Here is a 22,222-nt window from a genome sequence, read left to right as displayed (position 1 = left end):
ACAATGCGTAATCGCTTACTTTTCACATATTTATCATAATACAAGTATAGCGTGACGTAAAATACATTCCGTCACAAATTAGTCATAAGTAAAACTTATCAAAACTAAAACGACTTACTTCACAACAAAAAAACACCTCAGAAACGAGGTGTTTACATCTTATTCTTCCGTACCGATCTCTTCGTTGACGTCAAGTGCCTCAACAAGCGTCAAGTCATCTGCGTGACGCTCAGCGAACCGTTCATATGTGAACTCGTTCGCGAACAGGAAGACCGGACGTTCCCAACGGTCTGTAACGAGCATGTTCCGTGAATCTTGGAACGGTTTCAATGCCTTCAACTCTTTATCTTTGACCCAACGAGCAACGCTATATGAGACTGGTTCCATTCGAATATCGACGCCATATTCATTGTTTAAACGATATTCGAATACCTCGAATTGAAGTTGTCCGACCGCGCCAAGATAAATCTCGTTATATTCGTTGCGATACACTTGAATCGCCCCTTCTTGCGCAAGCTGTTCTACCCCTTTGTGGAAGTGTTTCGACTTGAGCGAGTTGACCGGCGAAACGCGCATGAACAATTCCGGTGGGAAAGTTGGCAGCGCCTCAAACGCAATCTTCTGCTTCGATGTGGTGATGGTATCTCCAATTTGATACGTCCCAGAATCATAGATCCCGATGACATCACCAGCAAACGCTTGGTCGACTGTTTCTCGATCGTTCGCCATCAATTGTGTCGATTGGCTCAATTTTATCTTTTTCCCAGTACGAGTGAGCGTCACATCCATCCCACGCTCAAACACACCTGAACAGATGCGTACAAAGGCGATGCGATCGCGGTGTGCCGGATTCATGTTCGCCTGAATCTTGAAGACGAATCCACTGAAGTCTTCTGATGTCGGATTGATTGGACCGACGTTCGACTTACGTGCCTCAGGAGCCGGAGACATCTCTAAATAGTGATTCAAGAACGCAGTCACCCCAAAGTCGACGAGCGCTGTTCCGAAAAATACCGGTGTCAATTTACCGCTCTGGATCGCCTCGACATCAATCTCGTTCCCCGCTCCATCGAGAAGGTCGATCTCATCGCGGAGGTTCATCAAGTTCTCTTCCGACAAATGATCGGCGAGAATCGGATCGTTCACTCCGTCCTCACCCAGTTGAAGTGTCGACTTCTCCCCACGAAACAAGTGGACCTCATTTTTCATTCGGTCGTAGACACCTTCAAACTGCATTCCACTTCCGATTGGCCATGTAATCGCGACAGAAGGCATGCCTAACACTTCTTCGAGCTCTTCCATCAATTCAAGCGGATCTTTTGCCTGACGATCCAACTTGTTCATAAATGTGAAGATTGGAATCCCACGCATCCGACAAACTTGGAATAGTTTTTTCGTCTGTGTTTCAATCCCTTTCGCAGCATCAATGACCATGACCGCGCTATCGACTGATGTCAACACGCGATACGTGTCTTCACCGAAGTCATTGTGTCCTGGTGTATCCATGATCGATACAACCTTGTCTTGATAGATGAATTGCATGACAGACGATGTGACCGAGATCCCACGTTGTTTCTCGATTTCCATCCAGTCAGATTTTGCGTGTTTTGAGTTTTTGCGCGCCTTGACCGTACCTGCCTCGCGAATCGCACCACCGTGCAAAAGTAATTTTTCTGTTAATGTTGTTTTCCCCGCATCCGGGTGAGAGATAATGCCGAATATCCGACGTCTCTCGACTTCCTGTTTCAATTGGCTCATATAGGATAGACCTTTCCTTTCTCGTCTCAGTTCATGCTTATTCTCGTAGCAACGCTATCTATTCTAACGAAATCAATTCGGTTCGTCTATCCTAATGGGACGTACGCCTTTTGCAAATGGATTCTTTTTTGTATACTAACGATGAAAGCAAGTGAATGTATAGAACGGGGGAAAGACGATGCCAGAAAACTTGATGATGTATTTCATTGTATTCTGGGGATTCGTCATGATTGGACTCATGACGATTGGCGGGTACTTCATGTTTCGTAAGTTTTTAAAACGAATGCCAAAAGAAGATGGACGTTCCCTACTTGACATCGAAGATGATTATATAGAAAGAACGCGTCATCTCTGGACTCCGGAGACGCGGACGCTATTAGATCGTCTCGTCACACCGGTACCCGAGTTGTTCCGCGACGTCGCGATCCGAAAAATCGCAGGTAAAATCGGTCAATTCGCGCTTGAATCGCGTGCAAAAAAAATGACGACCGAACTTGTGGTAAAGGGTTACATCGCCGCAACGCCGAAGCGCGATCACAAGTTCTTAAAGAAAGCGCTAACCGAAGAACAGATTGATTGGACGCCATATGAACACTATTTTCAGCAGTAGACTCTATCTCATTCAGATAGAGTTTTTTATTTGTCGAATTGTGCGATTCGCCTAATGGGTCAAAAGTACCTTTTCTCGAGCTTTATATTACATCGAAATAACGTTCACGAATTAGACAATATTGAAAACGCTTACAGTAAATTGGTATGACCAATATTAATATAACGTCTTTCATTTCGACACGAAAAAAAGGAATGACTGAATTGTTTTTCACAACGCATAATGGATTTATCTTACAGTCAAGGAGGGTCTATTATGCATGATGTGACACAAGTTTCACAAGCGACAAGCCATCAATCTGCCCACATGATTACCGAACATGAGACATTTCATCGGTTAATGCGGGAAAAAAATCGCTTCATCGTTCCAGCTATCATCTTCTCACTCATCTTTTATTTCACACTCCCGATTCTGACGAGCTATACGACGATCTTGAATACACCACTCATCGGGGACATCACTTGGGCTTGGGCGTTCGCCTTTTCCCAGTTCATTATGACCTGGACACTTTGTGTACTTTATAGTCGACGTGCCCGTCGCTTTGACGCACTCGTCGAACAATTGAAAGACGAGGTGAGATCATGAATTGGACCGCGATCGCCCTCTTTATCGCCATTGTCGGACTCACGCTAGTGATTACATACTTTGCAGCAAGAAAAACAAAAACTGCCAGCGATTTTTATACGGCAGATGGTGGATTGACCGGATTTCAAAACGGTCTTGCCATTGCAGGCGACTATATGTCTGCCGCATCGTTTCTCGGAATTGCAGGTATGATTGCGCTTGCGGGATTCGATGGTTTTTTCTATTCAATCGGTTTCCTCGTTGCCTATCTCGTTGTCCTCTATCTCGTCGCCGAACCATTGCGAAATCTTGGGAAATATACGATGGCAGACATGATTGCGGCACGTTTTAACAAGCCTCGCGTACGTGGTGTCGCAGCGATGAATGCGATTGTCATCTCCATTTTTTACATGATTGCGCAACTCGTCGGAGCGGGTGCTTTGATTGAACTGTTACTCGGAATCCCTTATACGACAAGTGTCGTCGTCGTCGGAATCTTAATGACAGTCTACGTCGTTTTCGGTGGCATGACGGCCACTTCTTGGGTACAAATCACAAAAGCCGTACTTCTGATGATTGGGACGGCAATCATTTCATTTCTCGTGTTCGCTCGTTTTGATTTCTCCGTCACGACGATGTTTAATGAAGTCAGCAAAGCGACCCCACTCGGAAGTGACTTCTTGAACCCTGGGAACAAGTTCAAGCTACCGCTCGATACCATTTCATTAAACATGGCGCTCGTGCTCGGTACGGCAGGGCTCCCTCATATTCTGATTCGCTTCTTCACCGTCAAAGATGCACCGACTGCTCGGCAATCCGTCGTCTATGCGACATGGATCATCGGTGCATTTTATATCTTGACCATTTTCCTAGGTTTCGGTGCCGCAGCATTCGTCGGACGTGATGCCATTCTCGCTGCAAACCCTGCCGGCAACATGGCGGCCCCTCTTCTCGCGCAAGTGCTCGGTGGTGACCTCTTGTTCGCTTTCGTTGCCGCAATCGCGTTCGCGACAATTCTTGCCGTTGTCGCTGGACTCGTACTGTCAGCTGCTTCCGCCTTCGCCCATGACTTCTACGGACATATCATTCGTAAAGGGGAAGCGACAGAAACTGAACAAGTGAAAGCCGCGCGAATCGCTTCAGTTGCGGTCGCCCTCGTCTCAATGGGACTAGCCTTTTTCGCCCAGTCGATGAACGTTGCATTTCTTGTCTCGCTCGCTTTCGCCGTTGCGGCGAGTGCGAACTTACCTGTTATCCTCTTTACGATTTTCTGGAGACGCTTCAATACAGGTGGCGCCATTTGGGGAATGGTCGTCGGCTTGTTCTCCTCACTGATTCTAGTCGCACTCAGTCCGAACCTGTGGGCTCCGGACGGTTCGGCCATTTTTCTCGGTGAAGCCCTTTTCCCGCTATCCAATCCCGGGATTGTATCAATCCCCCTTGGTTTCATCGCTGCCGTGATTGGTACACTGGTCACGAAATCAGATGAAGTTGCTGGCAACTATGAACGTGTACTCGTCAAGGCGAACACCGGAATCGACGCGGAGACAGAAGTCGCCGCTACGAAAGCAGATTAAATAAAAATGGAGTGGCTCAACGCCACTCCATTATTACGTGATTGCGATTCGTTTATATTTTTGATACATGGCGATTCGCCACGGGACAATCATCCCCCAAGCAATCAAATAGAACAATCCGCCTGTAGAGAATAAATCGACCTCATGACCGACCCAAACCTTCATTGCTGTACGGATGGCAAGGAGTGCGAACACGACCACAAAAAATGCTTTCGATCGCGAGAGATACACTTCGCCGTCCCGTTTTTCAAAATTGGATGTCTTAATCAAAAACAGACTGAAGATGAGTCCGACCGCAAGGGCCTCAGCCACTTCGACCCATGATAAGCGAAACGCGGGAATCAAAAACTGAATCATCCCGGTCGTCATCGCAAGTGGTGGAATTAAAATTTTCTTCGCATTCGTCGGCTTTGCCGATGCTTTTACACGAACAAAGCTCGCTACGATACCCATTAACAACGCGACGAGAGTCGACCCCCATAACATTGACATCTCGGTCAACCCCTTAAAATCCGGTGAATCCGACAAGCTCGCTCATCCATGCAGCGAACCGATTCATTCCGTCAAAATATAATAGTACGCCGAACGCCATCATCAAATAGCCTCCGACTTTTGCTACTTTTGCACTGTTGCGTGCTAAGTACTTGATCTTGCCAACGAATGCGACCATTACCAAAAATGGAATTGCAAACCCGATGACATACGCCAACATATAGCCGAGTCCTTGACTCGGGTTCGTGGCGGCTAGTGCGATCACACCAGCTAAAATCGGACCTGTGCACGGTGTCCAGCCTGCCGCAAATCCAATACCAATTAAAACGGTTCCAAAATAACCGCTCTTTCGTTCGCCGATATCCATTTTCTTTTCACGCATCATAAATTGCGGTTGCCATAAGCCCGCCAAAAAGACGCCGAACACGAAAATCAAAATGGCGCCGAACATGCGTAGACTGTCCTTGTATTGGATGAAGACGTCTGCAATCAATGAAGTCGACAATCCTAGTACGAGAAAGACAATCGAAAAACCGAATAAGAACGAAAATGTGTGGAACCAAGCTGTACGCTGTTTTAATCCTTCATTTTTTAACTCAGATACGGAAACCCCAGTAATATACGAGAGAAAGACCGGATACAACGGGAGCGTACATGGTGACAAGAACGATAAGACGCCCGCCCCAAATGCGAGCCATAATGTGACTTCCATGACGATTTCCACCTTTCACGACCATTATAGCGAAAACCTATTTAAATTGCTCGAATCTTTTCTTTCAAACCGCAACATCATTTTGTAATTTTTGAAATGGAAATGAAACTTGTCATCTGTAAACGGAGGTGCTAAGATTTGGATATTCCAGTTCACAAAATTCTAATTTACATGATGGGGGAACGAACGTGGCAGTCACCGCAGCAGATACACTACACCAGGCCATTGAACAAAAACGTGATGAACTGTATAAAATCGCGTCAAAGCATTCTTGGACCTCACCCGAAGTCATTTCAGTAAGCCAAGAACTTGACTCTTTAATCACTCGTCATGTCCTATCAAAGCATAATAAAGAGAAACTTCATTCTTGAAACTTGACAGCTCGTCACCTTGTGTGGCGAGCTTTTTCCATGGAAAAAAGGACACCTGAATAGGTATCCTTTCCAAATCAAGACATCAGACGTTGTCCGGATTGCAGTTCATACATCTTTTTGTACAGTCCGTCTTGTTTCAATAACTGTTGATGATTGCCGCGTTCCACGATTTCACCACGATGCAAAACCAAAATTAAATCTGCATCTTGAATCGTCGACAGGCGGTGGGCGATTGCGATTGTCGTCCGACCGCGACGCATCCGATCGAGCGCGGTTTGTACACGCTCCTCTGTTTCGGTATCGATCGAGCTCGTCGCTTCATCGAGAATAAGCACTTTTGGATTACGTGCGACCGTACGGGCAAATGCGAGCAATTGACGCTCCCCGCTTGAGAACGTCGCTCCACGCTCTCCGACGACATGGCCATAGCCAGCGTCCAACTTTTCAATGAATGTATGAGCTTGGACGAATTCAGCAGCTTCACGCGCGCGCTCAGAATCGATGACTGGATTGAACAGCTTCAAATTCTCTTCGATTGTTCCCGTAAATAAGAATGGGTCTTGTAGGACAAGCCCGACTTGTTGACGAAGCTCTTGCTCCTCGAACTGTTCGAGCGGTTGCCCGTCAATCGTGATGCGACCAGATTCATATGGATAAAAACGTGTCAACAAATTGATGATTGAACTCTTACCGCTCCCAGTATGACCAACGAGCGCAACCGTCTCACCTGGTTTAGCAACGAAAGAAATCTGTTTCAACACGTCAACTTCTCCGTCGTAACTGAATGTCACATTTTCGAACCGAACTTCCCCATCAGTGATTCGTGCTTCACCAGGCATCTGTTTACCTGGAGCCGGCTCATCCGTATCTAAAATTTTGAAGACACGGTCGGCTGATACGACGGCTTGTTGAAATTCGCTTAATCGTTGCATGATATCAAGCACGGGACGGAAAATACGTTCAATATAGCTGATGAAAGCATACACGACCCCTACTTGAACTTGTTCACTCATCGAGAGTACCCCGTAATAACCGAGCAGACCGATGATGGAGAAGGCGAGAAGCAATTCGATAATCGGGCGGAGTAACATGCTATCGAGTTTTAAGTTCCGATATCGTGCCTCCTGATGCGCTTCGTTCGTCTCTTCGAACTGACGAATGAGACGCTCTTCTTGACGAAATTGTTGAATGATGCCCATCCCATTGATGGATTCGTTCAACTGGGCGTTGAGTTGTGACAACAAATCCCGCACTTGCGCGAAATATTTCGTCGAGAAACGACGATACGCCCAAATGATAAGCCAGAAGAGAGGCAACAAGATGAGTCCCATCGTCGCGAGCGGGGGCTCCAAGATGTAGAGGAAGATATACGTCCCAATCAACTGAACGGCAGACTGAACGAACGTACTCATCACCCCGACATAGAGCTCTTTTACGGCCTCCGTATCATTCGTGATACGCGATACAAGGACTCCCGCTGGTGTGCGGTCAAAGTAGGCAAGTCGCATCCCCATAACGTGACGGAAGATGTCCATCCGAATGTTTTGCACAATTTTTAAGGCGATTTTTTGAAAAGATATGGATTGCAGATAGTCAAATACAATCGCCGACAAATGAAGCACCATATAGACAGCAAAAAGAGCGATGACCCAGTTCGTCGGGTAGACACCTGGTGTGACGAATTCATCGATAAACACTTTGATTAGAAACGGTCCTGCCAACTTTGCACCTGTCGCAATCAAGAGAAATACGAAGGCAACACTTAGCGGTTTTCCGTACCGTTTCGCGTAACTGAGCAGGCGCTTGATGACTTGCCATTCTTGGACATCATGTTTCATCGTGTCCCCCCCCTTCTACAATCGCTTCAAGTTGCTGACGATCATATGTCTCACGATACCAGCCCGTCTCTTGAAGCAATGCCTCATGGCGACCTCTTTGAATGATGTTTCCGTCCTCAATCACGAGAATCTCGTCAGCGTGTTCTACAGCCGAAAGACGATGTGCGACAATGACGCGCGCCTGATCTGGATTACCGACTCGAAAATGCTCGATAATCGACTCTTCCGTTTTCGCATCGACCGCAGATAGCGCATCATCTAATATCAATACATCCGCCGCTGTCATAAGCGCCCGCGCGATGGAAATCCGTTGTTTTTGCCCTCCTGATAATGTGACTCCACGTTCACCGACGAGTGTCGCATATCCTTCCGGAAGACGGACAATATCTTCATGCACCTCAGCAACCTTAGCTGCTTCGATGATTTCTTCCATGCTCGCTTCAGGCCTTCCGAACGCGATATTGTTCGCAATCGAATCCGAGAACAAGAAATGATCTTGTGGAACGACCGCAATTTTATCCATCAGAAGTGATTTTTTCACTTGGCGGATGTTGATCCCACCGATTTTAATCTTTCCATCTTTCACATCATACTCACGCGTCAATAGACGGACAATCGTCGTCTTCCCTGCACCTGTTCTGCCGACAATCCCGATTGTTTTTCCACGTTCAATCCGAAAATGGACATTGTGGAGCACAACGGTCTCGTCATAGGCGAAGTTTCGAATATCGACCTCCACCTCTGAATGAGAAAGGGTCGTCGCAGCCATGCGGTCGTCTTGAATCTCAGGTTTGACGGCGAGCATTCGCTCAATTCGGTCGTAAGACGCGCGTCCACGCTCCACGATATTGAACAACCATCCAAAGGCTAACATCGGCCATGTCAACAGTGCCAAATAAGCTGTGAAGCTGACAATCTGTCCAATCGTCAATTCGCCTTGTTCAATCAAGACGGCTCCATACCCGACCGAAAGGATATAAGACAATCCGACAATTCCGAAGATGGTCGGGTCGTATAAGGCATCAATCTTCGCGACTCGTACGTTTTTCGCCATGACTTCACTCGATAAGTTCTCAAACGATTCCACATCCCGATCGACTTCCCCCGTCGACTTTAAGACACGGACGCCACTGACGCTTTCCTGCACTTTGTCATTCAATTCTGAAAATGCCGCTTGGGCGACCCCGAATCGGCTATGTAACATCTTTCCATATCGCGTTGTCAAAGCGACCATGATTGGTAACGGTAGTAAGGCGACGAGCGTCAATTTCCAGCTGATTGTTGTAATCATCGTGATGATGACGAACGTCCCAAGTGTCACGCTATCGACGAGTGTTAAAATCCCCGCACCGGCCGTCATCGATACGGCTTGTACATCATTTGTCGCATGGGCCATCAAATCACCGACCCGTGACTTTTTATAAAATCGCTGATCAAGATCTGTGAAATGCCGATATAGTTGGCTACGAAGCATTCTTCCTAGACGAATCGATGCGCCGAAGATAAAATAGCGCCAAAAGAAGCGGGCGACATAATTTCCAATCCCAACAGCAGCAAGTCCCCCTAATAACAGCCAGAGTGTGTCGGACGAAAGCGAACCACGGTTAATCTCATCGACAATCCGTCCGATGATGCGTGGTGGAATCAGTTCTAGACCAGCCACGAAGATCAGTAAGACGATGCCGAGCGCGTACGTCTTCCACTCAAGACGCAAAAACCAAGATAATTGTTTGAATACACGAATGTGAAACGCCCCCCTTTGTCTTTAGATGAAGATTATTCATTAATCGTAGCGAAAGTTTGTTCGATTGTCTAACAAAAAGAGGAAACAAAAAAGCACTTCGGGAACCGAAGTGCTTTCGTGATTGATTATGATTTCTTTTCGTTTTTCATCTGCACGTTCATGGCGCGCATCACTTGGTTGACTTTCTTCTGTGATGGCTTTTGACCCATCTGCATCATCAACGTACGAATCATATCTTCATTGATTGGCGGGTTCTGTTCAAGGTAGTTCATCATGTATTTACGCGCGATAAAGAATCCAATCGCGATACCCCCGATGAGTGCTGCCACGACAAGAAGAATCCAGAATAATGTACTCAAGGCTTTACCTCCTCTACCATATGAAACATCGTTTTTTACTATACACTAAATTGAACAACTTCGCTAGTCGTCCAGAAAAAAAGTGACGGCCAAACGATTGGCCGTCACAACAATCTAACTAGAGATTAAAGTGATTTTACTGCATTGACGACGTTGTCGACTGACATGCCGTATTCTTTCATGAGGAGGTCACCAGGTGCAGATGCTCCGAACTTGTCGATTCCGAGTACCTTACCACCGAATCCTACATATTTGTACCATCCAAGTGTCGCACCCGCTTCAAGTGATACACGTTTCGTGACTGAAGATGGAAGGACAGATTCTTTGTACTCTGCAGATTGCGCTTCGAAGAGTTCCCATGATGGCATCGAGACGACTGCCGCTTTCACGCCTTCTGACGCGAGCTGTTCACGCGCTTCAACGAGAACGTGTACTTCAGAACCTGTACCGAGCAAGAGAACGTCTGCATCTTTCGATTCACCTGCAACGACGTAAGCTCCTTTTGCTGCCGTTTCAATAGATGTACCTTCGAGTTCTGGTAACGCTTGACGAGTCAAGACGAGAAGTGAAGGAGTCGTTTTCGATGTCACCGCTTGTTTCCAAGCTGCAATCGTTTCTTTGCCGTCAGCAGGACGAAGAACAGAGAGGTTCGGCATCGCGCGGAAGCTCATCAAATGTTCGACCGGCTCGTGCGTTGGACCATCTTCACCGACTGCGATTGAGTCGTGCGTCAAGATGAACGTCGATGGAAGTCCCATAAGTGCTGCGAGACGGACTGCAGGACGGAGGTAATCCGAGAAGACGAAGAACGTCGCACCGTAAGGAAGAACACCACCGTGAAGGGCCATACCGTTCACAGCTGCCGCCATCGCGAACTCACGAACACCGAACCAGATGTTACGACCAGCTGGGTCTTCATCGAAGTCTACCGCACCTTTGATCATCGAGTTGTTCGATCCAGCAAGGTCAGCCGAACCACCAAAGAGTGTCGGTACTGCTTTTGCGATTGCGTTCAACACTTCACCGCTCGTTTGACGTGTTGCTTTTTTCGAACCGATTTCGAAAGTCGGCAACTCGCTATCCCAACCTTCAGGAAGGTCATTGTTCATCGCGCGCTCGAACTGTGCTCCGAGCTCAGGGTGTGCCGCTTTATACGCTTCAACGAGTTCGTTCCAGTCTGACTCATATTTCGCGCCAGGCTCGACAACTTTCTCGTTGAATAAGTCATATACTTCGTTTGGAACGTAGAATGACTCGCCTTCCCATTTGTAGAACTGTTTCGTCAATTCGATTTCAGCGTCTCCAAGTGGCGCACCGTGTGATGCCGATTTACCCGACTTGTTCGGTGAACCGAATCCGATGACCGTCTTGACTTCGATCAATGTCGGCTTCGACGTCTCTGCTTTCGCAGCATCGATCGCTTTTGCAATTGAATCGATGTCCGTTCCGTCTTCGACACGAATGACTTGCCATCCGTAAGCGTTGAAACGGTCTTCTACGCTTTCAGAGAACGACTTATGAAGGTCGCCATCGAGAGAGATATCGTTTGAATCGTAAAGAACGACGAGTTTACCGAGCTTCAAGTGACCTGCGAGGGAAGCCGCCTCCGCAGATACACCTTCCATCAAGTCTCCGTCACCGCAAATGCCGAACGTGTAGTGGTCAACGACGTTGAACTCGTCGCGGTTGTAAGTCGCTTCTAAGTGTTTCTCTGCCATGGCCATCCCGACAGCCATCGCAATCCCTTGTCCAAGTGGGCCCGTTGTCGCATCTACCCCAGCCGTGTGGCGGTACTCAGGGTGACCAGGTGTCTTCGAGTCCATTTGACGGAATGATTTCAAATCGTCCATCGACAAATCATAGCCAGACAAGTGAAGGAGCGAATACAAGAGCATCGATCCATGACCCGCTGAGAGCACGAAACGGTCACGGTTGAACCAGTTCGGGTTTTTCGGGTTGTGACGCATTTTATCTGTCCAAAGTGTAAACGCCATCGGGGCAGCGCCCATTGGCATCCCTGGGTGACCAGAGTTCGCTTTTTGGACTGCATCAATTGAGAGCGTCCGAATCGAGTTAATCGCTAATAATTCTTTAGTAGTTGTTTCCACTAATTTCATCCTCTCTGTGTTAAGAAGGTTTTCTACCCGTCATATTTTATCATACTCAATCGTGTGTCACAACTAATTAATTAGTATAACACATTTGATGAAATCGTTTCCTTCTATTGCATGAAATAGCATGTAATCCGTTCGTCTGATGCGTGTTCGTGTATAACAAAAATGCACATCCTATGCGAAATAGGATGTGCATTCGGTATCACTCACCGCGATAGCGTTTTTGATCTTCTTTCAACTTCTCTGGTGTAACGTCATTTCCATCTGGATCGACGACTTTCATACCCATCATTTGTGATTTGAACGATTGACGAAACGCCTTCAAATATTCTTGACGCAAGTCTTGTTGCTCGTTCATTTCTTCTTCAGACAGTCCTTCTGTCTTCGCTTTGTTGGCGAGGAAGTTGATTCGCTCCAATTGTCCTGGTGCTAACATATGACTCGCCCCCTCTCTAGTGAATTTGTTCTTATACTTTACAAAATCAGAGAGGAAGAATCAAGTTTCAGCAACCGACTGGTGCTCAAGATATCGTCGATTGACCGTTGCCTTCGAGACCTCATAGCCAAATCCACGTAGCGTCGCCGCAATCTCAGCGAACGTCAAGCCACGTTCACGCAATTGGATAATCTCTTCGATTGGCACTTCAATTCGATGTCGCCCACCTTGATCATGATTTTGAATGTTGCGCTGTGGGTTAAATCCGTTAGCGACCGCACGACGCATCCCACGCGAGATTTTCGCATTGTGAATTTTTCGTTGATATTCTTCGACAACACTGACAATCTCCAATACCATCTTCTCTGCATCGGAAACGACATAGTCCGACGTAGACTGCATCGTCAGCAATCGCACGTCATGCTTCATTAAAGTATGCAAGATCGCAATCTTAGCATTCCCTCGTCCTAAGCGACTGTCGTCCGTGACGAGCACGGCATCGAGCTGAGAAGTGGATACATGGTCCAGTAAATCAAGTAGCCCTTGTCGATTGACTTCATAACCGCTCTCTTGCTCTGTGATGACATCTATGACGTCGGCCCCTAATCCCGAAGCCAGCTGCTGTAATTCTTCGACTTGCCGACTGAGTGATGTCTCTTGGGTAGACTTGTTCGTCGATACCCGGCAATAGATGACGACCCGCATCGCACCACTCCCTTTCATTGCATTCATTTGTTACGATACACAGTTTAAGATTGGTTCGCAATGAAGAAAGATCACTCAGCGGCATACCATTTCATTTTTCGTTCGTTATGCTCTTCACGCTCTGCCATGATCTGTGCTTCGAGTGATTCTGCTTCGACGTACGCAACCTCTTCTTCGATTGTCCGCTCTGACGTGACGACCGGATCGACAACTTTTGGTTCCCCTCGCATTTCACCAGCCAAATAAAAAGCGAACATCCCGACTAAGAGCATCCCGACTAAAATGATTCCGTTGAGTGTATCTTTCATGATTACATTGCCTCCTGTATAAGAATATATGTTCGTTAGAACGTTTGTTCGTTTATCTGTTCTCATCATAAAACAAGAACCCGTGTTCGGTCAATACAAAAAAACGAACGAATGTTTGTACGCTCATGTGTTCTTGTGTTACACTAGACACATAAAGAATAGGATGCGATTGCAGGTTATTCGATTATATCGAGGTGAACATAATGAAAAAAATGTCAGCGCGACAACAGCAGATTCTTGATTTCATCAAAGACGAAGTACGGGCAAAAGGTTATCCGCCTTCTGTTCGTGAAATTGGAGAAGCCGTCGGTCTTGCATCTAGTTCGACCGTACACGGTCATCTAGATCGTTTAGAGAAGCGTGGATTGATTCGTCGAGATAAGACGAAGCCTCGCGCAATTGAAATTTTGACTGAAGATATGCCGACAATGGAAGAGCAAGAGTCCGTCATGTACGTACCGGTCATCGGGAAGGTCACTGCCGGGACACCGATCACCGCCATCGAGAACGTGGAAGAGCACTTCCCTCTTCCAGCACATATCGTCGGGTCAGATAATGTATATATGTTGTCTGTCTCTGGGGATTCGATGATCAATGCAGGAATTTTAGACGGAGACCGGGTGCTCGTCCGCCAGCAGAGCACGGCCGACAATGGAGAGATTGTCGTCGCCATGACGGAAGAAGGCGAAGCGACCGTGAAGCGAATTTACAAAGAAGCTTCGAAGGTCCGCCTTCAACCGGAGAACGACGAGTTAGAAGCGATGTATTTTGACAACGTCTCGATTTTAGGGAAGGTTATCGGTGTATACCGGACGATTCATTAATGGCTAGTGGCAAGACCCATACCCGTACGAATCTCGTGGCAACCGGAGCACTCGCGGTTGCCACGCCTTTTCTTGAAATCGATGTTCCGTTCTCATTGATCATCGGTGCCATCATCGGTACACTCTGGCTCTCCCCGGACCTCGATTTGAAATCAGACGCCTATTATCGATGGGGACCTCTCAAACTGATTTGGCTCCCTTACGTAAAGCTCATGCCGCACCGTTCGCTCTTCTCGCACTTACCTGCTTTGAGTGATATGATTCGGATTGCATATATCGGGTTCCCGCTCGTGCTGCTTCTGCCCTTCACGGCTTACGAAGAGGAAATCCGCTCATGGGTCGACATTCATGGCATGTCCTTCTTTTTAGGGCTCGTGTTTGCGACGACACTGCATACGACGCTCGACTATACTTCAACGTTTTTCAAAAAAGCGTTTTAACCAACAAAGGACCACCTTCGTGAAGTACAGAAGGTGGTCCTTTGTTTTAATTGGAATGATAACGTGTTATAGGGTATCCATTTTATGAATGAAATGCTTAAACTAATACGACCCGATCTTTCCCGCACGCAAATTATCGAGATGAGTTGGAAGAAATCCGATATGGTCAAACTATGAAGGAGGAGAACTTGATGGTAAAAGCATTAAATGAGCTGATGGACTTTATCGAACAGCACTTAACGGAAGAACTTTTAGATTCAGAGATCACAAAAATCACCGGACTATCTGCTCACCATTTTAAGAGGATGTTTTCGTATATGTCAGGAATGACACTTCACACTTATATACGAAATCGACGGTTTTCTATCGCAAATGAAAAATTGGTTCATGGTTCAAGCGTAACAGAAATCGCATATCTCTATGGATATCAATCGGTCGAAGGGTTTTCCAGAGCGTTTCGAGATTGGTCTGGTCATTTGCCTTCTGAAGTCATGAAGAATCACATTCAAAAGTCGTTCCCTCGCTTCACGTTTTATATCGATATAAAAGGAGGAACATCAATGGAGTTCAAGTTAGAAGAGAAAGAAGCTTTTCAAATCGTTGGAGTTTCAAAGCGTGTCCCTATTCAATTCGAGGGAGTCAACGAAGAAATCATGGAACTAGCGAAGTCGATTACGGAAGAGCAACGGGCTCACATGCATGAATTGGGCAATTTATATCCGCATCGTGCCTTGAACGCATCGTTCAATTTTGATGACGGTCACTTAGAAGAAGAAGGTTATTTGACACATATGATCGGTTTCGCCACGACAAGAGAAATTAAGTATGACGATCTCGAAGTGATCTCAATCCCAAAAAGTTTATGGGCAATCTTCCCGAACACTGGACCATTCCCAAGCACTCTACAAGAGACGATGGCAAGAACCTATGCAGAATGGTTACCTTCTTCGGGATACGCACTTCAAGACTTGCCAAGCATTTCATTTAGCAAAATAGAAACAGGATATGACAACGTATATAGCGAGGTTTGGGTCCCTGTGAAGGTTAGAGAAGAGCCGGAATCATAAAGATATCTCCGCAATTATGATTTATCAAAAAGAGTATGGAGCAACCCAAATTGAGGGATGCTCCATACTCTTTAATGTATCTCTTCTATTTAGTAGAGCGTCATGTACTGATCGCGTTCCCACTCTGTTACTTGCATACGGAACATATCCCACTCGATTTCTTTCAACTCGAGGAAGTGTTCACCGATATGCTCACCAAGTGAGTCCATCACGACTTTGTCCGCACGAAGGACTTCGAGTGCGTCGAAGAGTGTCGCCGGGAGATCGTCGATTCCGTTCGCTACACGCTCTGGCTTGTCCATCACGTAGATGTTGCTATCGATTGGTTTAGGTGCATTCAAATCTTTTTCGACCCCGTCAAGACCCGAAGCCAAGAGGGCAGCAAGTGCAAGGTACGGGTTCGCCGCTGGGTCAACCGAACGTACTTCGATACGAGTCGAGAGACCACGTGCCGCTGGTACACGTACGAGTGGCGAACGGTTACGTGCGCTCCATGCAACATAGCAAGGTGCTTCGTAGCCTGGTACGAGACGCTTGTATGAGTTGACAGTCGAGTTACATACTGCCGTGAAGGCACGAGCGTGCTCCAAGATACCGGCTGTGAACGCGCGAGCTGTGTCTGAAAGTTCCATGTCGCCGTTTGGATCGTAGAAGACGTTTGTGTCGCCTTTGAAGAGTGACATGTTCGCATGCATCCCTGAACCGTTTACCCCGAAGAGCGGCTTCGGCATGAAAGTCGCGTGAAGACCATACTTCGCTGCGATCGTCTTAACGACGAGTTTGAACGTTTGGATGTTATCTGCCGTCGTGACAGCATCTGCGTATTTGAAATCGATTTCGTGTTGTCCTGGTGCTACTTCGTGGTGTGATGCTTCGATTTCAAAGCCCATGTTTTCAAGTTCGATGACGATCTCTTTACGACAGTTCTCACCGAGGTCAACTGGTGCCAAGTCGAAGTATCCACCTTGGTCGTTGAGTTCAAGAGTCGGACGACCTGATGCGTCTTTTTTGAACAAGAAGAACTCTGGCTCTGGTCCAACGTTGAACGCTGTGAAACCAAGTTTTTGCATCTTCTCAAGGTTACGCTTGAGTGTACCGCGCGGGTCACCGCTGAATGGTGTACCGTCTGGGTTATAAATATCGCAAATTAAGCGAGCAACTTTTCCGCTGCCATCTGTCCACGGGAAGACAACCCACGTGTTGAGGTCTGGATACAAGTACATGTCTGATTCCTCGATGCGGACGAATCCTTCGATTGACGATCCGTCAAACATCATCTTGTTATCAAGTGCTTTGTCCAATTGGCTGATCGGCACCTCGACGTTTTTGATTGTTCCGAGGATGTCCGTGAATTGAAGACGAATAAAGCGTACGTCTTCCTCTTGTGCGATGCGTTTAATGTCTTCTTTTGTGAACGTTTTTCTGGCCATGGTAAAATGTCCCCTCTCACATTGCGTAATGGTTGATGTGTGCGGCGTTATCGATAGAAACGTGAAAGCTCACCTTGAATGAGCGACGTCTTATTGAAACGACCGGCTTCTTGAAGCTGTGTTTTCAACAAATGATGTAACTCTTTTTCCGAAACCTTCGGTGCTTCACTGACCGGTGCGGCCGGAGCAGATGCTTCCGCTTCTTTTTCACCTTCTTGCTCTAACATGTGGCGAATCGCCGCCAAGTTAAAGCCTTGATCAATGTAATCCTTGATTGCGAGTAGACGTTCGACATCATTAAAGGAATAAAGTCGTCGTTTCGATTCCGTCCGACTAGGCGAAATCAGACCCTGTTCTTCGTAATACCGAATCTGTCTACCTGTCAGTTGCGTCAAATCTTGGACGATTCCAATCGGAAACAACGGGTTGGAGCGACGAAATTGATCGGCCATCCTTACCCCTCCTTTTCTGTCTCACAATGTGAGAATAATATATGACAACAATCCTGTCAATAGATGTTAAGAAAGTTAACATGACAGATTAGTTACAAATGTGTCGGCTGATTTTGGTCATTGAATTCGACCAATTCTTTACCGTGTAATTGGCTCAACGCCAACATGAGCGCGACTTTTACGTGAGCATACGTCAGACCACCTTGAACGTACGCCGTGTACGGTGCCCGAAGCGGACCATCGGCAGACAGCTCGATGGAAGAACCCTGAATGAACGTCCCAGCTGCCATGATGACGTCATCTTCATAACCCGGCATATAGGCCGGCACCGGTAACGCATGGGCATTGACCGGCGATGCCATTTGGATGCTCTGACAAAACGCAATCATCTTGTCGCGGTCACGGAACGTCACCGACTGAATCAAGTCCGTTCGTGGAGTCGTATAGTGGGGATCTGTCTCGAATCCGATCAAAGACAATAGACTTGCCGTCAAATGGGCCCCTTTTAATGCCTGTGCGACTGTATGAGGTGCCATATAGAAGCCTTGATACATCTCTTGAAGCGAGTAGAGTGATGGTCCGGCTTCACTTCCGATACCTGGGGTCGTCATACGGAACGAACACCGTTCAATTAACTCTTTCGTACCAGCGATATAACCGCCCGTCTTCGCCAATCCACCGCCTGGGTTTTTGATGAGAGAACCAGCCATCAAGTCAGCCCCGACGTGCGTCGGTTCGATCGTCTCGACAAACTCACCGTAACAATTGTCCACGAACACATACACATGCGGATGTTCCGCTTTAATCCGTTCGATGGCCACTTTGATTTCATCGACTGGAATACTGCGACGGTTCGCATACCCTTTCGATCGCTGAATCCCAACGAGCTTCGTCTCAGGACGAATCCGTTCGAGGACGCGGTCGATGTCGATTTCACGTTCCTCTTTTAATTCGACAGTATCGTAATGGACACCGAGTTCTTTTAACGAACCGCGACCATCGCCACGGATGCCGACAATCTCCTCAAGCGTGTCATAAGGCTTCCCAGTGATATAGAGTAGCTCATCACCTGGTAGAAGGACACCAAACAAGGCAATCCCGATTGCATGGGTACCGGAGATGATTTGTGGTCGGCATAGCGCGAGCTCGGCTCCAAAAACATCCGCATAAATCGACTCGAGGGTGTCTCGACCGATATCGTCATATCCATATCCCGTCGTCGGATTAAAATGAAAATCCGACACTTTATGCTTTTTAAACGATTCTAGGACGCGATACTGGTTGAATTCGGCCGTCTCGTCAATCCTTTCGAAAAACGGTTTGACCCGTGCCTCCGCTTTTTTTACGAACGGCGCGAGCGCATCATAATGTTCAATCTTTTCTTGCCACATACTTACACCTCAAATTGTTTTAGCGTCGCATATAGACGCGTGTCTTCTCTCATATAACCTACTAATTCGACAGAACCGTCATCTAAAAAGCTCTCTTCGAGACGATACATCGCCTCTTTGGCCGGGTGGTAGTGTTCAAACGCCGTCACCGGGAGAATGACATGGACTTTTGTCAAAATGTCCGCAATCTTATCCTCGAGAGCACCTGTCAACGTCACGATATCTTCCGAGGCGATTGCCGAGATCAATAACGGTCCGCCGACGAAGTCTTCCGTGAGACGGTCTTTCTTATTATATACCTCGAGCTGAGGCACCTCACTCGCACCGAGTTCCTCTAATACCGCATTCGTCGTATCGATTTGATTCAGATAATGTGGGTTCGATGCATCGATGACATGAAGGATCAAGTCGGCACCGACAACTTCTTCTAATGTCGAACGAAACGCGGCAACGAGTTTCGTCGGCAAATCACGGATGAATCCGACCGTATCTGTGATCAGTACTTTCCCACCTCGCGGAAGTTCGAGCTCGCGCGTCAACGGGTCGAGCGTCGCAAACAATTCATCCTGCTCGTACGTGTCGGCATCGGTCAATCGGTTAAAGATTGTCGACTTCCCAGCATTCGTATACCCGACGAGCGCGACTTGGAATACCCTGTTTTCTTTTCGGCGTTCTCGGTAACGTCCACGGTGTGCGACTGTTCCCTCGAGCTGTTTCGTGATTTCATCGATGCGGCGCTTGATGTGACGACGATCCGATTCAAGTTTCGTCTCACCAGGACCACGCGTCCCGATTCCACCACCGAGTCGCGAAAGCTGTGTGCCTTGACCGATGAGACGCGGCAGCAAATAGTTCATCTGCGCGAGTTCGACCTGCAATTTCCCTTCGCGCGATTGCGCACGGCTCGCAAAGATGTCCAAGATGAGCTGTGTGCGGTCAATCAACTTCATCTCATCTGGGTCGTTCAAGGCGATGCGAATGTTTTTCGACTGTGCCGGTGTCAATTCGGCGTTGAAAATCAATAAGTCCGGCTCGAACTGTTCGACGAGCATCGCGAGTTCCTCGATTTTCCCTTTCCCGATAAAGGTACGACGGTCGATTTGTTGACGCTTTTGGTCGAGTCTGGCAACGACTTCGCCTTGCGCCGTGTCCACGAGTTCGACGAGCTCGCCCATCGACTGTTCATATGTCCAATCATCGGTACTAGGCAACTGACAACCGACGATGACAACTTTTTCACGTTCAATCATGTAATCCCTCATTCCATAAAGTCTCACCTTCCATCTTACCACGAATCAGCGTATAGAGAACGTCCGTTTGTGGTAGGATAAAGGAAGAAGGAGGCTCGACCATGACGAAACGAAGAAAAGACTACCCGCTCCCGGAATTTATTGAAACGTACCTCTATCATCTCGGCGCCAGCGGTCGTCAACCCTCGACGCTTAAGCGATATCGCTACGACTTGATTGACGTGCATAAATACTTTCACGACCACAATGTCGAACTGAACGAACCGACGGACTGGTTAGACGTTCCGCTCGAATCGTGGAAGACATTCGTGAATGACTTCTTAATCGAAGAGAAGCACTATCAACAGGCGACCGTCGCAAGAATCGTCACGGTCATCAATAGCCTGACCCAATTTTTAAATCCGCTTCGTAAAAAGATGCTTGCCTATTCCCAACCGGCACATACGTTGACAGTCGACCAAGTCGCACTCGAATCTGAATTCGACCGACTCGTTCAAACGATTCGTTCGACAAGAGGACTGAGTGAGAATCAGCTCCAAGCTCATCCTTATCTCGTCAATCGGAACGAACTGATTGTGACGCTTTTCTATAAATATGGATTGCGTGTCCATCACATCATCCGTTTGCGAATGAGCGACTTGCATCTGGCCGATCACACCTTCGACGTGTATGATCGTCTCGGAAACCGTTTCACGTTGAAGCTGTCACAAGAAGATCAATCGTTGCTCATGAATTACCTGGCTGATATCCCGACCCCGGTACGACCACGTTGGTATTCAGAAGACCCGGTCTTCGTCTCATTCGATTTTGCCCGGATGACGTTCCGCTGGGTGTATGCGAAGAATCAACCGAAGCAATTGACGATCGTCATGATTACGAAAATGATGCGGCAGTTGAACGAACGAAGTGGACTCGCGCGCTCCGTCACGCCATCGATGCTTCGAAACGCCCATGTGTTGAAGACATATGCGGTCGATCTGACACCATCCGAGCGGATGAATATCACCTGTATGCATAAGGAATCTTCCCTCCGCCGGTATGAACAGGCGTATGAAGAGTTCGGAACTGAGTTATTTGAGTCAGACGAAAGACCCGCCCTCTCGTGAAGGGCGGGTCTTGGTCTGTACGATTTCAGGTTATCCAATGGTGCGAAGACAACTTGATCCTTACCATCTATAGTCAATCGATTTCTAACCTTGAGGTTTATATAACTTCTCGACACTCATCAATGTGTTGTTCTCAAAAGTCGCCTTATAGATATCCGGCATGTCGAGTTCTTTCCAAAATTCATATCCATATCGCGCATCAAAATAATTCAGCATGAGAACCATAATATTTCCATGTGTGCCGAGCACCACTTTTTTCCCTTCGTACGTACGGAGCAGTGATATGAGAGCCTCTACCCCTCTAGATTGAGCCTGATCGTTCGACTCTCCCCCTTCCCATGCGAACGCAGGATTTTTCCAAACGGTCTCCATCGCGCTTGTAAAGTCTTTAGCCGGTTCTGAAGTCAAGGTTCGCTCTCTCAAATCATCCGACACTACAACGTCCTGTCCAAGATAATCCGCGATGCCTTTTACGGTTTGAACGGCTCGTTTATATGGACTCGAAGTCACGATATCGATCCCCTCATCGATTAGAAGGTTTGTAATTTCAGCAACATCATGCATTCCTTTCTCAGATAACGGTCTGGCGAATTCGTCTGGTGTATAGGTAGAATGTGCATGTCTGACAAAATATATAGTTGTCATTCAGTAGTCCCCTTTTATAATGTCTC

General features: G+C 47.3%; 23 protein-coding genes. 8 read left to right on the top strand and 15 right to left on the bottom strand.

Going from position 1 to position 22,222, the window contains the following annotated elements:
- Positions 1-159 precede the first annotated feature (159 nt).
- Entirely contained in the window at positions 160-1,758 is a 1,599-nt protein-coding gene (locus KNO79_RS05875; protein WP_214690820.1) for a peptide chain release factor 3, read from the bottom strand.
- A gap of 178 nt (positions 1,759-1,936) precedes the next feature.
- On the opposite strand from KNO79_RS05875, the gene KNO79_RS05870 reads away from it, so the two are divergent.
- The 3 genes from KNO79_RS05870 to KNO79_RS05860 all read left to right on the top strand — a co-directional run bounded on the left by KNO79_RS05870 (position 1,937) and on the right by KNO79_RS05860 (position 4,509).
- Positions 1,937-2,368 carry a DUF2621 domain-containing protein gene (locus tag KNO79_RS05870; RefSeq protein WP_031423504.1) on the top strand — a complete coding sequence of 144 codons (432 nt, stop codon included), beginning with the start codon at positions 1,937-1,939 and terminating at the stop codon, positions 2,366-2,368.
- A gap of 255 nt (positions 2,369-2,623) precedes the next feature.
- On the top strand, positions 2,624-2,953 hold the full coding sequence (locus KNO79_RS05865) for a DUF485 domain-containing protein (protein WP_214690819.1): 330 nt from the start codon (positions 2,624-2,626) through the stop codon (positions 2,951-2,953).
- Complete coding sequence (locus KNO79_RS05860; RefSeq protein ID WP_031423500.1) at positions 2,950-4,509, top strand: solute symporter family protein; 1,560 nt, start codon at positions 2,950-2,952, stop codon at positions 4,507-4,509. Before KNO79_RS05865 ends, KNO79_RS05860 begins: the two co-directional genes overlap by 4 nt.
- 33 nt (positions 4,510-4,542) lie before the next feature.
- Here KNO79_RS05860 and KNO79_RS05855 read toward each other — a convergent pair whose 3' ends face one another.
- On the bottom strand, positions 4,543-4,995 hold the full coding sequence (locus KNO79_RS05855; protein ID WP_031423499.1) for a CcdC family protein: 453 nt from the start codon (positions 4,993-4,995) through the stop codon (positions 4,543-4,545).
- 19 nt (positions 4,996-5,014) lie between these two features.
- The gene (locus tag KNO79_RS05850; protein ID WP_012726450.1) at positions 5,015-5,713 is read right to left on the bottom strand and encodes a cytochrome c biogenesis CcdA family protein; all 699 of its coding nucleotides are present in this window, start codon (positions 5,711-5,713) and stop codon (positions 5,015-5,017) included.
- A 188-nt stretch (positions 5,714-5,901) separates the two neighbouring features.
- Between KNO79_RS05850 and KNO79_RS05845 the strand changes: the two genes are divergently transcribed.
- Positions 5,902-6,084, top strand: coding sequence for an aspartyl-phosphate phosphatase Spo0E family protein (locus KNO79_RS05845; protein WP_078147026.1), 183 nt, complete (start codon positions 5,902-5,904; stop codon positions 6,082-6,084).
- 77 nt (positions 6,085-6,161) lie between these two features.
- Here the strand turns inward: KNO79_RS05845 and KNO79_RS05840 are convergent, their stop codons facing one another.
- From KNO79_RS05840 to KNO79_RS05810, 7 genes are all read right to left on the bottom strand, one after another.
- Positions 6,162-7,925 (bottom strand): ABC transporter ATP-binding protein, encoded by a 1,764-nt coding sequence (locus tag KNO79_RS05840; protein ID WP_159562399.1) that lies wholly within the window; start codon positions 7,923-7,925, stop codon positions 6,162-6,164.
- On the bottom strand, positions 7,915-9,669 hold the full coding sequence (locus tag KNO79_RS05835; protein WP_031423496.1) for an ABC transporter transmembrane domain-containing protein: 1,755 nt from the start codon (positions 9,667-9,669) through the stop codon (positions 7,915-7,917). Before KNO79_RS05835 ends, KNO79_RS05840 begins: the two co-directional genes overlap by 11 nt.
- A gap of 125 nt (positions 9,670-9,794) precedes the next feature.
- A complete protein-coding gene (locus KNO79_RS05830; protein WP_012726454.1) occupies positions 9,795-10,028 on the bottom strand; it encodes a YneF family protein in 234 nt (77 codons plus the stop codon).
- 125 nt (positions 10,029-10,153) lie between these two features.
- The gene (tkt, locus tag KNO79_RS05825; RefSeq protein WP_074036867.1) at positions 10,154-12,145 is read right to left on the bottom strand and encodes a transketolase; all 1,992 of its coding nucleotides are present in this window, start codon (positions 12,143-12,145) and stop codon (positions 10,154-10,156) included.
- Between the two features lie 199 nt (positions 12,146-12,344).
- A complete protein-coding gene (locus KNO79_RS05820; protein WP_196430815.1) occupies positions 12,345-12,578 on the bottom strand; it encodes a DUF896 domain-containing protein in 234 nt (77 codons plus the stop codon).
- A 60-nt stretch (positions 12,579-12,638) separates the two neighbouring features.
- Entirely contained in the window at positions 12,639-13,283 is a 645-nt protein-coding gene (locus tag KNO79_RS05815) for a YneB family resolvase-like protein (RefSeq protein WP_031423490.1), read from the bottom strand.
- 71 nt (positions 13,284-13,354) lie between these two features.
- Entirely contained in the window at positions 13,355-13,591 is a 237-nt protein-coding gene (locus KNO79_RS05810) for a hypothetical protein (RefSeq protein WP_074036863.1), read from the bottom strand.
- A 203-nt stretch (positions 13,592-13,794) separates the two neighbouring features.
- Between KNO79_RS05810 and lexA the strand changes: the two genes are divergently transcribed.
- The 3 genes from lexA to KNO79_RS05795 all read left to right on the top strand — a co-directional run bounded on the left by lexA (position 13,795) and on the right by KNO79_RS05795 (position 15,922).
- On the top strand, positions 13,795-14,415 hold the full coding sequence (gene lexA, locus KNO79_RS05805) for a transcriptional repressor LexA (RefSeq protein ID WP_031423487.1): 621 nt from the start codon (positions 13,795-13,797) through the stop codon (positions 14,413-14,415).
- Positions 14,415-14,855: a metal-binding protein gene (locus tag KNO79_RS05800; RefSeq protein WP_214690818.1), complete on the top strand. Its 441-nt coding sequence runs from the start codon at positions 14,415-14,417 to the stop codon at positions 14,853-14,855. Before lexA ends, KNO79_RS05800 begins: the two co-directional genes overlap by 1 nt.
- A 191-nt stretch (positions 14,856-15,046) precedes the next feature.
- Positions 15,047-15,922 carry an AraC family transcriptional regulator gene (locus KNO79_RS05795; protein WP_159562400.1) on the top strand — a complete coding sequence of 292 codons (876 nt, stop codon included), beginning with the start codon at positions 15,047-15,049 and terminating at the stop codon, positions 15,920-15,922.
- A gap of 89 nt (positions 15,923-16,011) precedes the next feature.
- Here KNO79_RS05795 and glnA read toward each other — a convergent pair whose 3' ends face one another.
- From glnA to hflX, 4 genes are all read right to left on the bottom strand, one after another.
- Entirely contained in the window at positions 16,012-17,352 is a 1,341-nt protein-coding gene (gene glnA / locus KNO79_RS05790; protein ID WP_214690817.1) for a type I glutamate--ammonia ligase, read from the bottom strand.
- Between the two features lie 47 nt (positions 17,353-17,399).
- Entirely contained in the window at positions 17,400-17,804 is a 405-nt protein-coding gene (locus KNO79_RS05785) for a MerR family transcriptional regulator (RefSeq protein WP_031423479.1), read from the bottom strand.
- Positions 17,805-17,896: 92 nt separating this feature from the next.
- The gene (locus KNO79_RS05780; protein WP_214690816.1) at positions 17,897-19,195 is read right to left on the bottom strand and encodes a methionine gamma-lyase family protein; all 1,299 of its coding nucleotides are present in this window, start codon (positions 19,193-19,195) and stop codon (positions 17,897-17,899) included.
- A 2-nt stretch (positions 19,196-19,197) separates the two neighbouring features.
- The gene (hflX, locus tag KNO79_RS05775) at positions 19,198-20,445 is read right to left on the bottom strand and encodes a GTPase HflX (RefSeq protein ID WP_078147034.1); all 1,248 of its coding nucleotides are present in this window, start codon (positions 20,443-20,445) and stop codon (positions 19,198-19,200) included.
- Between the two features lie 101 nt (positions 20,446-20,546).
- Here hflX and KNO79_RS05770 point away from each other — a divergent pair, with 101 nt between their 5' ends.
- Positions 20,547-21,551: a tyrosine-type recombinase/integrase gene (locus KNO79_RS05770; RefSeq protein WP_214690815.1), complete on the top strand. Its 1,005-nt coding sequence runs from the start codon at positions 20,547-20,549 to the stop codon at positions 21,549-21,551.
- Positions 21,552-21,635: 84 nt separating this feature from the next.
- Here KNO79_RS05770 and KNO79_RS05765 read toward each other — a convergent pair whose 3' ends face one another.
- Complete coding sequence (locus tag KNO79_RS05765; protein WP_214690814.1) at positions 21,636-22,196, bottom strand: histidine phosphatase family protein; 561 nt, start codon at positions 22,194-22,196, stop codon at positions 21,636-21,638.
- Positions 22,197-22,222: the final 26 nt, after the last annotated feature.

Source organism: Exiguobacterium sp. s43 (assembly GCF_018617255.1).
Classification (GTDB): domain Bacteria; phylum Bacillota; class Bacilli; order Exiguobacteriales; family Exiguobacteriaceae; genus Exiguobacterium; species Exiguobacterium profundum.
The sequence above is the reverse complement of the archived record's forward strand: the minus strand, read 5'-3'. Positions and strand labels throughout refer to the sequence as shown.

What these genes read in the sequence shown, in the direction of transcription:
- KNO79_RS05875 (WP_214690820.1), bottom strand. Translation starts at nt 1,758, where the DNA reads ATGAGCCAATTGAAACAGGAAGTCGAGAGACGTCGGATATTCGGCATT.
- KNO79_RS05870 (WP_031423504.1), top strand. Translation starts at nt 1,937, where the DNA reads ATGCCAGAAAACTTGATGATGTATTTCATTGTATTCTGGGGATTCGTC.
- KNO79_RS05865 (WP_214690819.1), top strand. Translation starts at nt 2,624, where the DNA reads ATGCATGATGTGACACAAGTTTCACAAGCGACAAGCCATCAATCTGCC.
- KNO79_RS05860 (WP_031423500.1), top strand. Translation starts at nt 2,950, where the DNA reads ATGAATTGGACCGCGATCGCCCTCTTTATCGCCATTGTCGGACTCACG.
- KNO79_RS05855 (WP_031423499.1), bottom strand. Translation starts at nt 4,995, where the DNA reads ATGTTATGGGGGTCGACTCTCGTCGCGTTGTTAATGGGTATCGTAGCG.
- KNO79_RS05850 (WP_012726450.1), bottom strand. Translation starts at nt 5,713, where the DNA reads ATGGAAGTCACATTATGGCTCGCATTTGGGGCGGGCGTCTTATCGTTC.
- KNO79_RS05840 (WP_159562399.1), bottom strand. Translation starts at nt 7,925, where the DNA reads ATGAAACATGATGTCCAAGAATGGCAAGTCATCAAGCGCCTGCTCAGT.
- tkt (WP_074036867.1), bottom strand. Translation starts at nt 12,145, where the DNA reads ATGAAATTAGTGGAAACAACTACTAAAGAATTATTAGCGATTAACTCG.
- KNO79_RS05820 (WP_196430815.1), bottom strand. Translation starts at nt 12,578, where the DNA reads ATGTTAGCACCAGGACAATTGGAGCGAATCAACTTCCTCGCCAACAAA.
- KNO79_RS05815 (WP_031423490.1), bottom strand. Translation starts at nt 13,283, where the DNA reads ATGCGGGTCGTCATCTATTGCCGGGTATCGACGAACAAGTCTACCCAA.
- KNO79_RS05810 (WP_074036863.1), bottom strand. Translation starts at nt 13,591, where the DNA reads ATGAAAGATACACTCAACGGAATCATTTTAGTCGGGATGCTCTTAGTC.
- lexA (WP_031423487.1), top strand. Translation starts at nt 13,795, where the DNA reads ATGAAAAAAATGTCAGCGCGACAACAGCAGATTCTTGATTTCATCAAA.
- KNO79_RS05800 (WP_214690818.1), top strand. Translation starts at nt 14,415, where the DNA reads ATGGCTAGTGGCAAGACCCATACCCGTACGAATCTCGTGGCAACCGGA.
- KNO79_RS05795 (WP_159562400.1), top strand. Translation starts at nt 15,047, where the DNA reads ATGGTAAAAGCATTAAATGAGCTGATGGACTTTATCGAACAGCACTTA.
- glnA (WP_214690817.1), bottom strand. Translation starts at nt 17,352, where the DNA reads ATGGCCAGAAAAACGTTCACAAAAGAAGACATTAAACGCATCGCACAA.
- KNO79_RS05785 (WP_031423479.1), bottom strand. Translation starts at nt 17,804, where the DNA reads ATGGCCGATCAATTTCGTCGCTCCAACCCGTTGTTTCCGATTGGAATC.
- KNO79_RS05780 (WP_214690816.1), bottom strand. Translation starts at nt 19,195, where the DNA reads ATGTGGCAAGAAAAGATTGAACATTATGATGCGCTCGCGCCGTTCGTA.
- hflX (WP_078147034.1), bottom strand. Translation starts at nt 20,445, where the DNA reads ATGATTGAACGTGAAAAAGTTGTCATCGTCGGTTGTCAGTTGCCTAGT.
- KNO79_RS05770 (WP_214690815.1), top strand. Translation starts at nt 20,547, where the DNA reads ATGACGAAACGAAGAAAAGACTACCCGCTCCCGGAATTTATTGAAACG.
- KNO79_RS05765 (WP_214690814.1), bottom strand. Translation starts at nt 22,196, where the DNA reads ATGACAACTATATATTTTGTCAGACATGCACATTCTACCTATACACCA.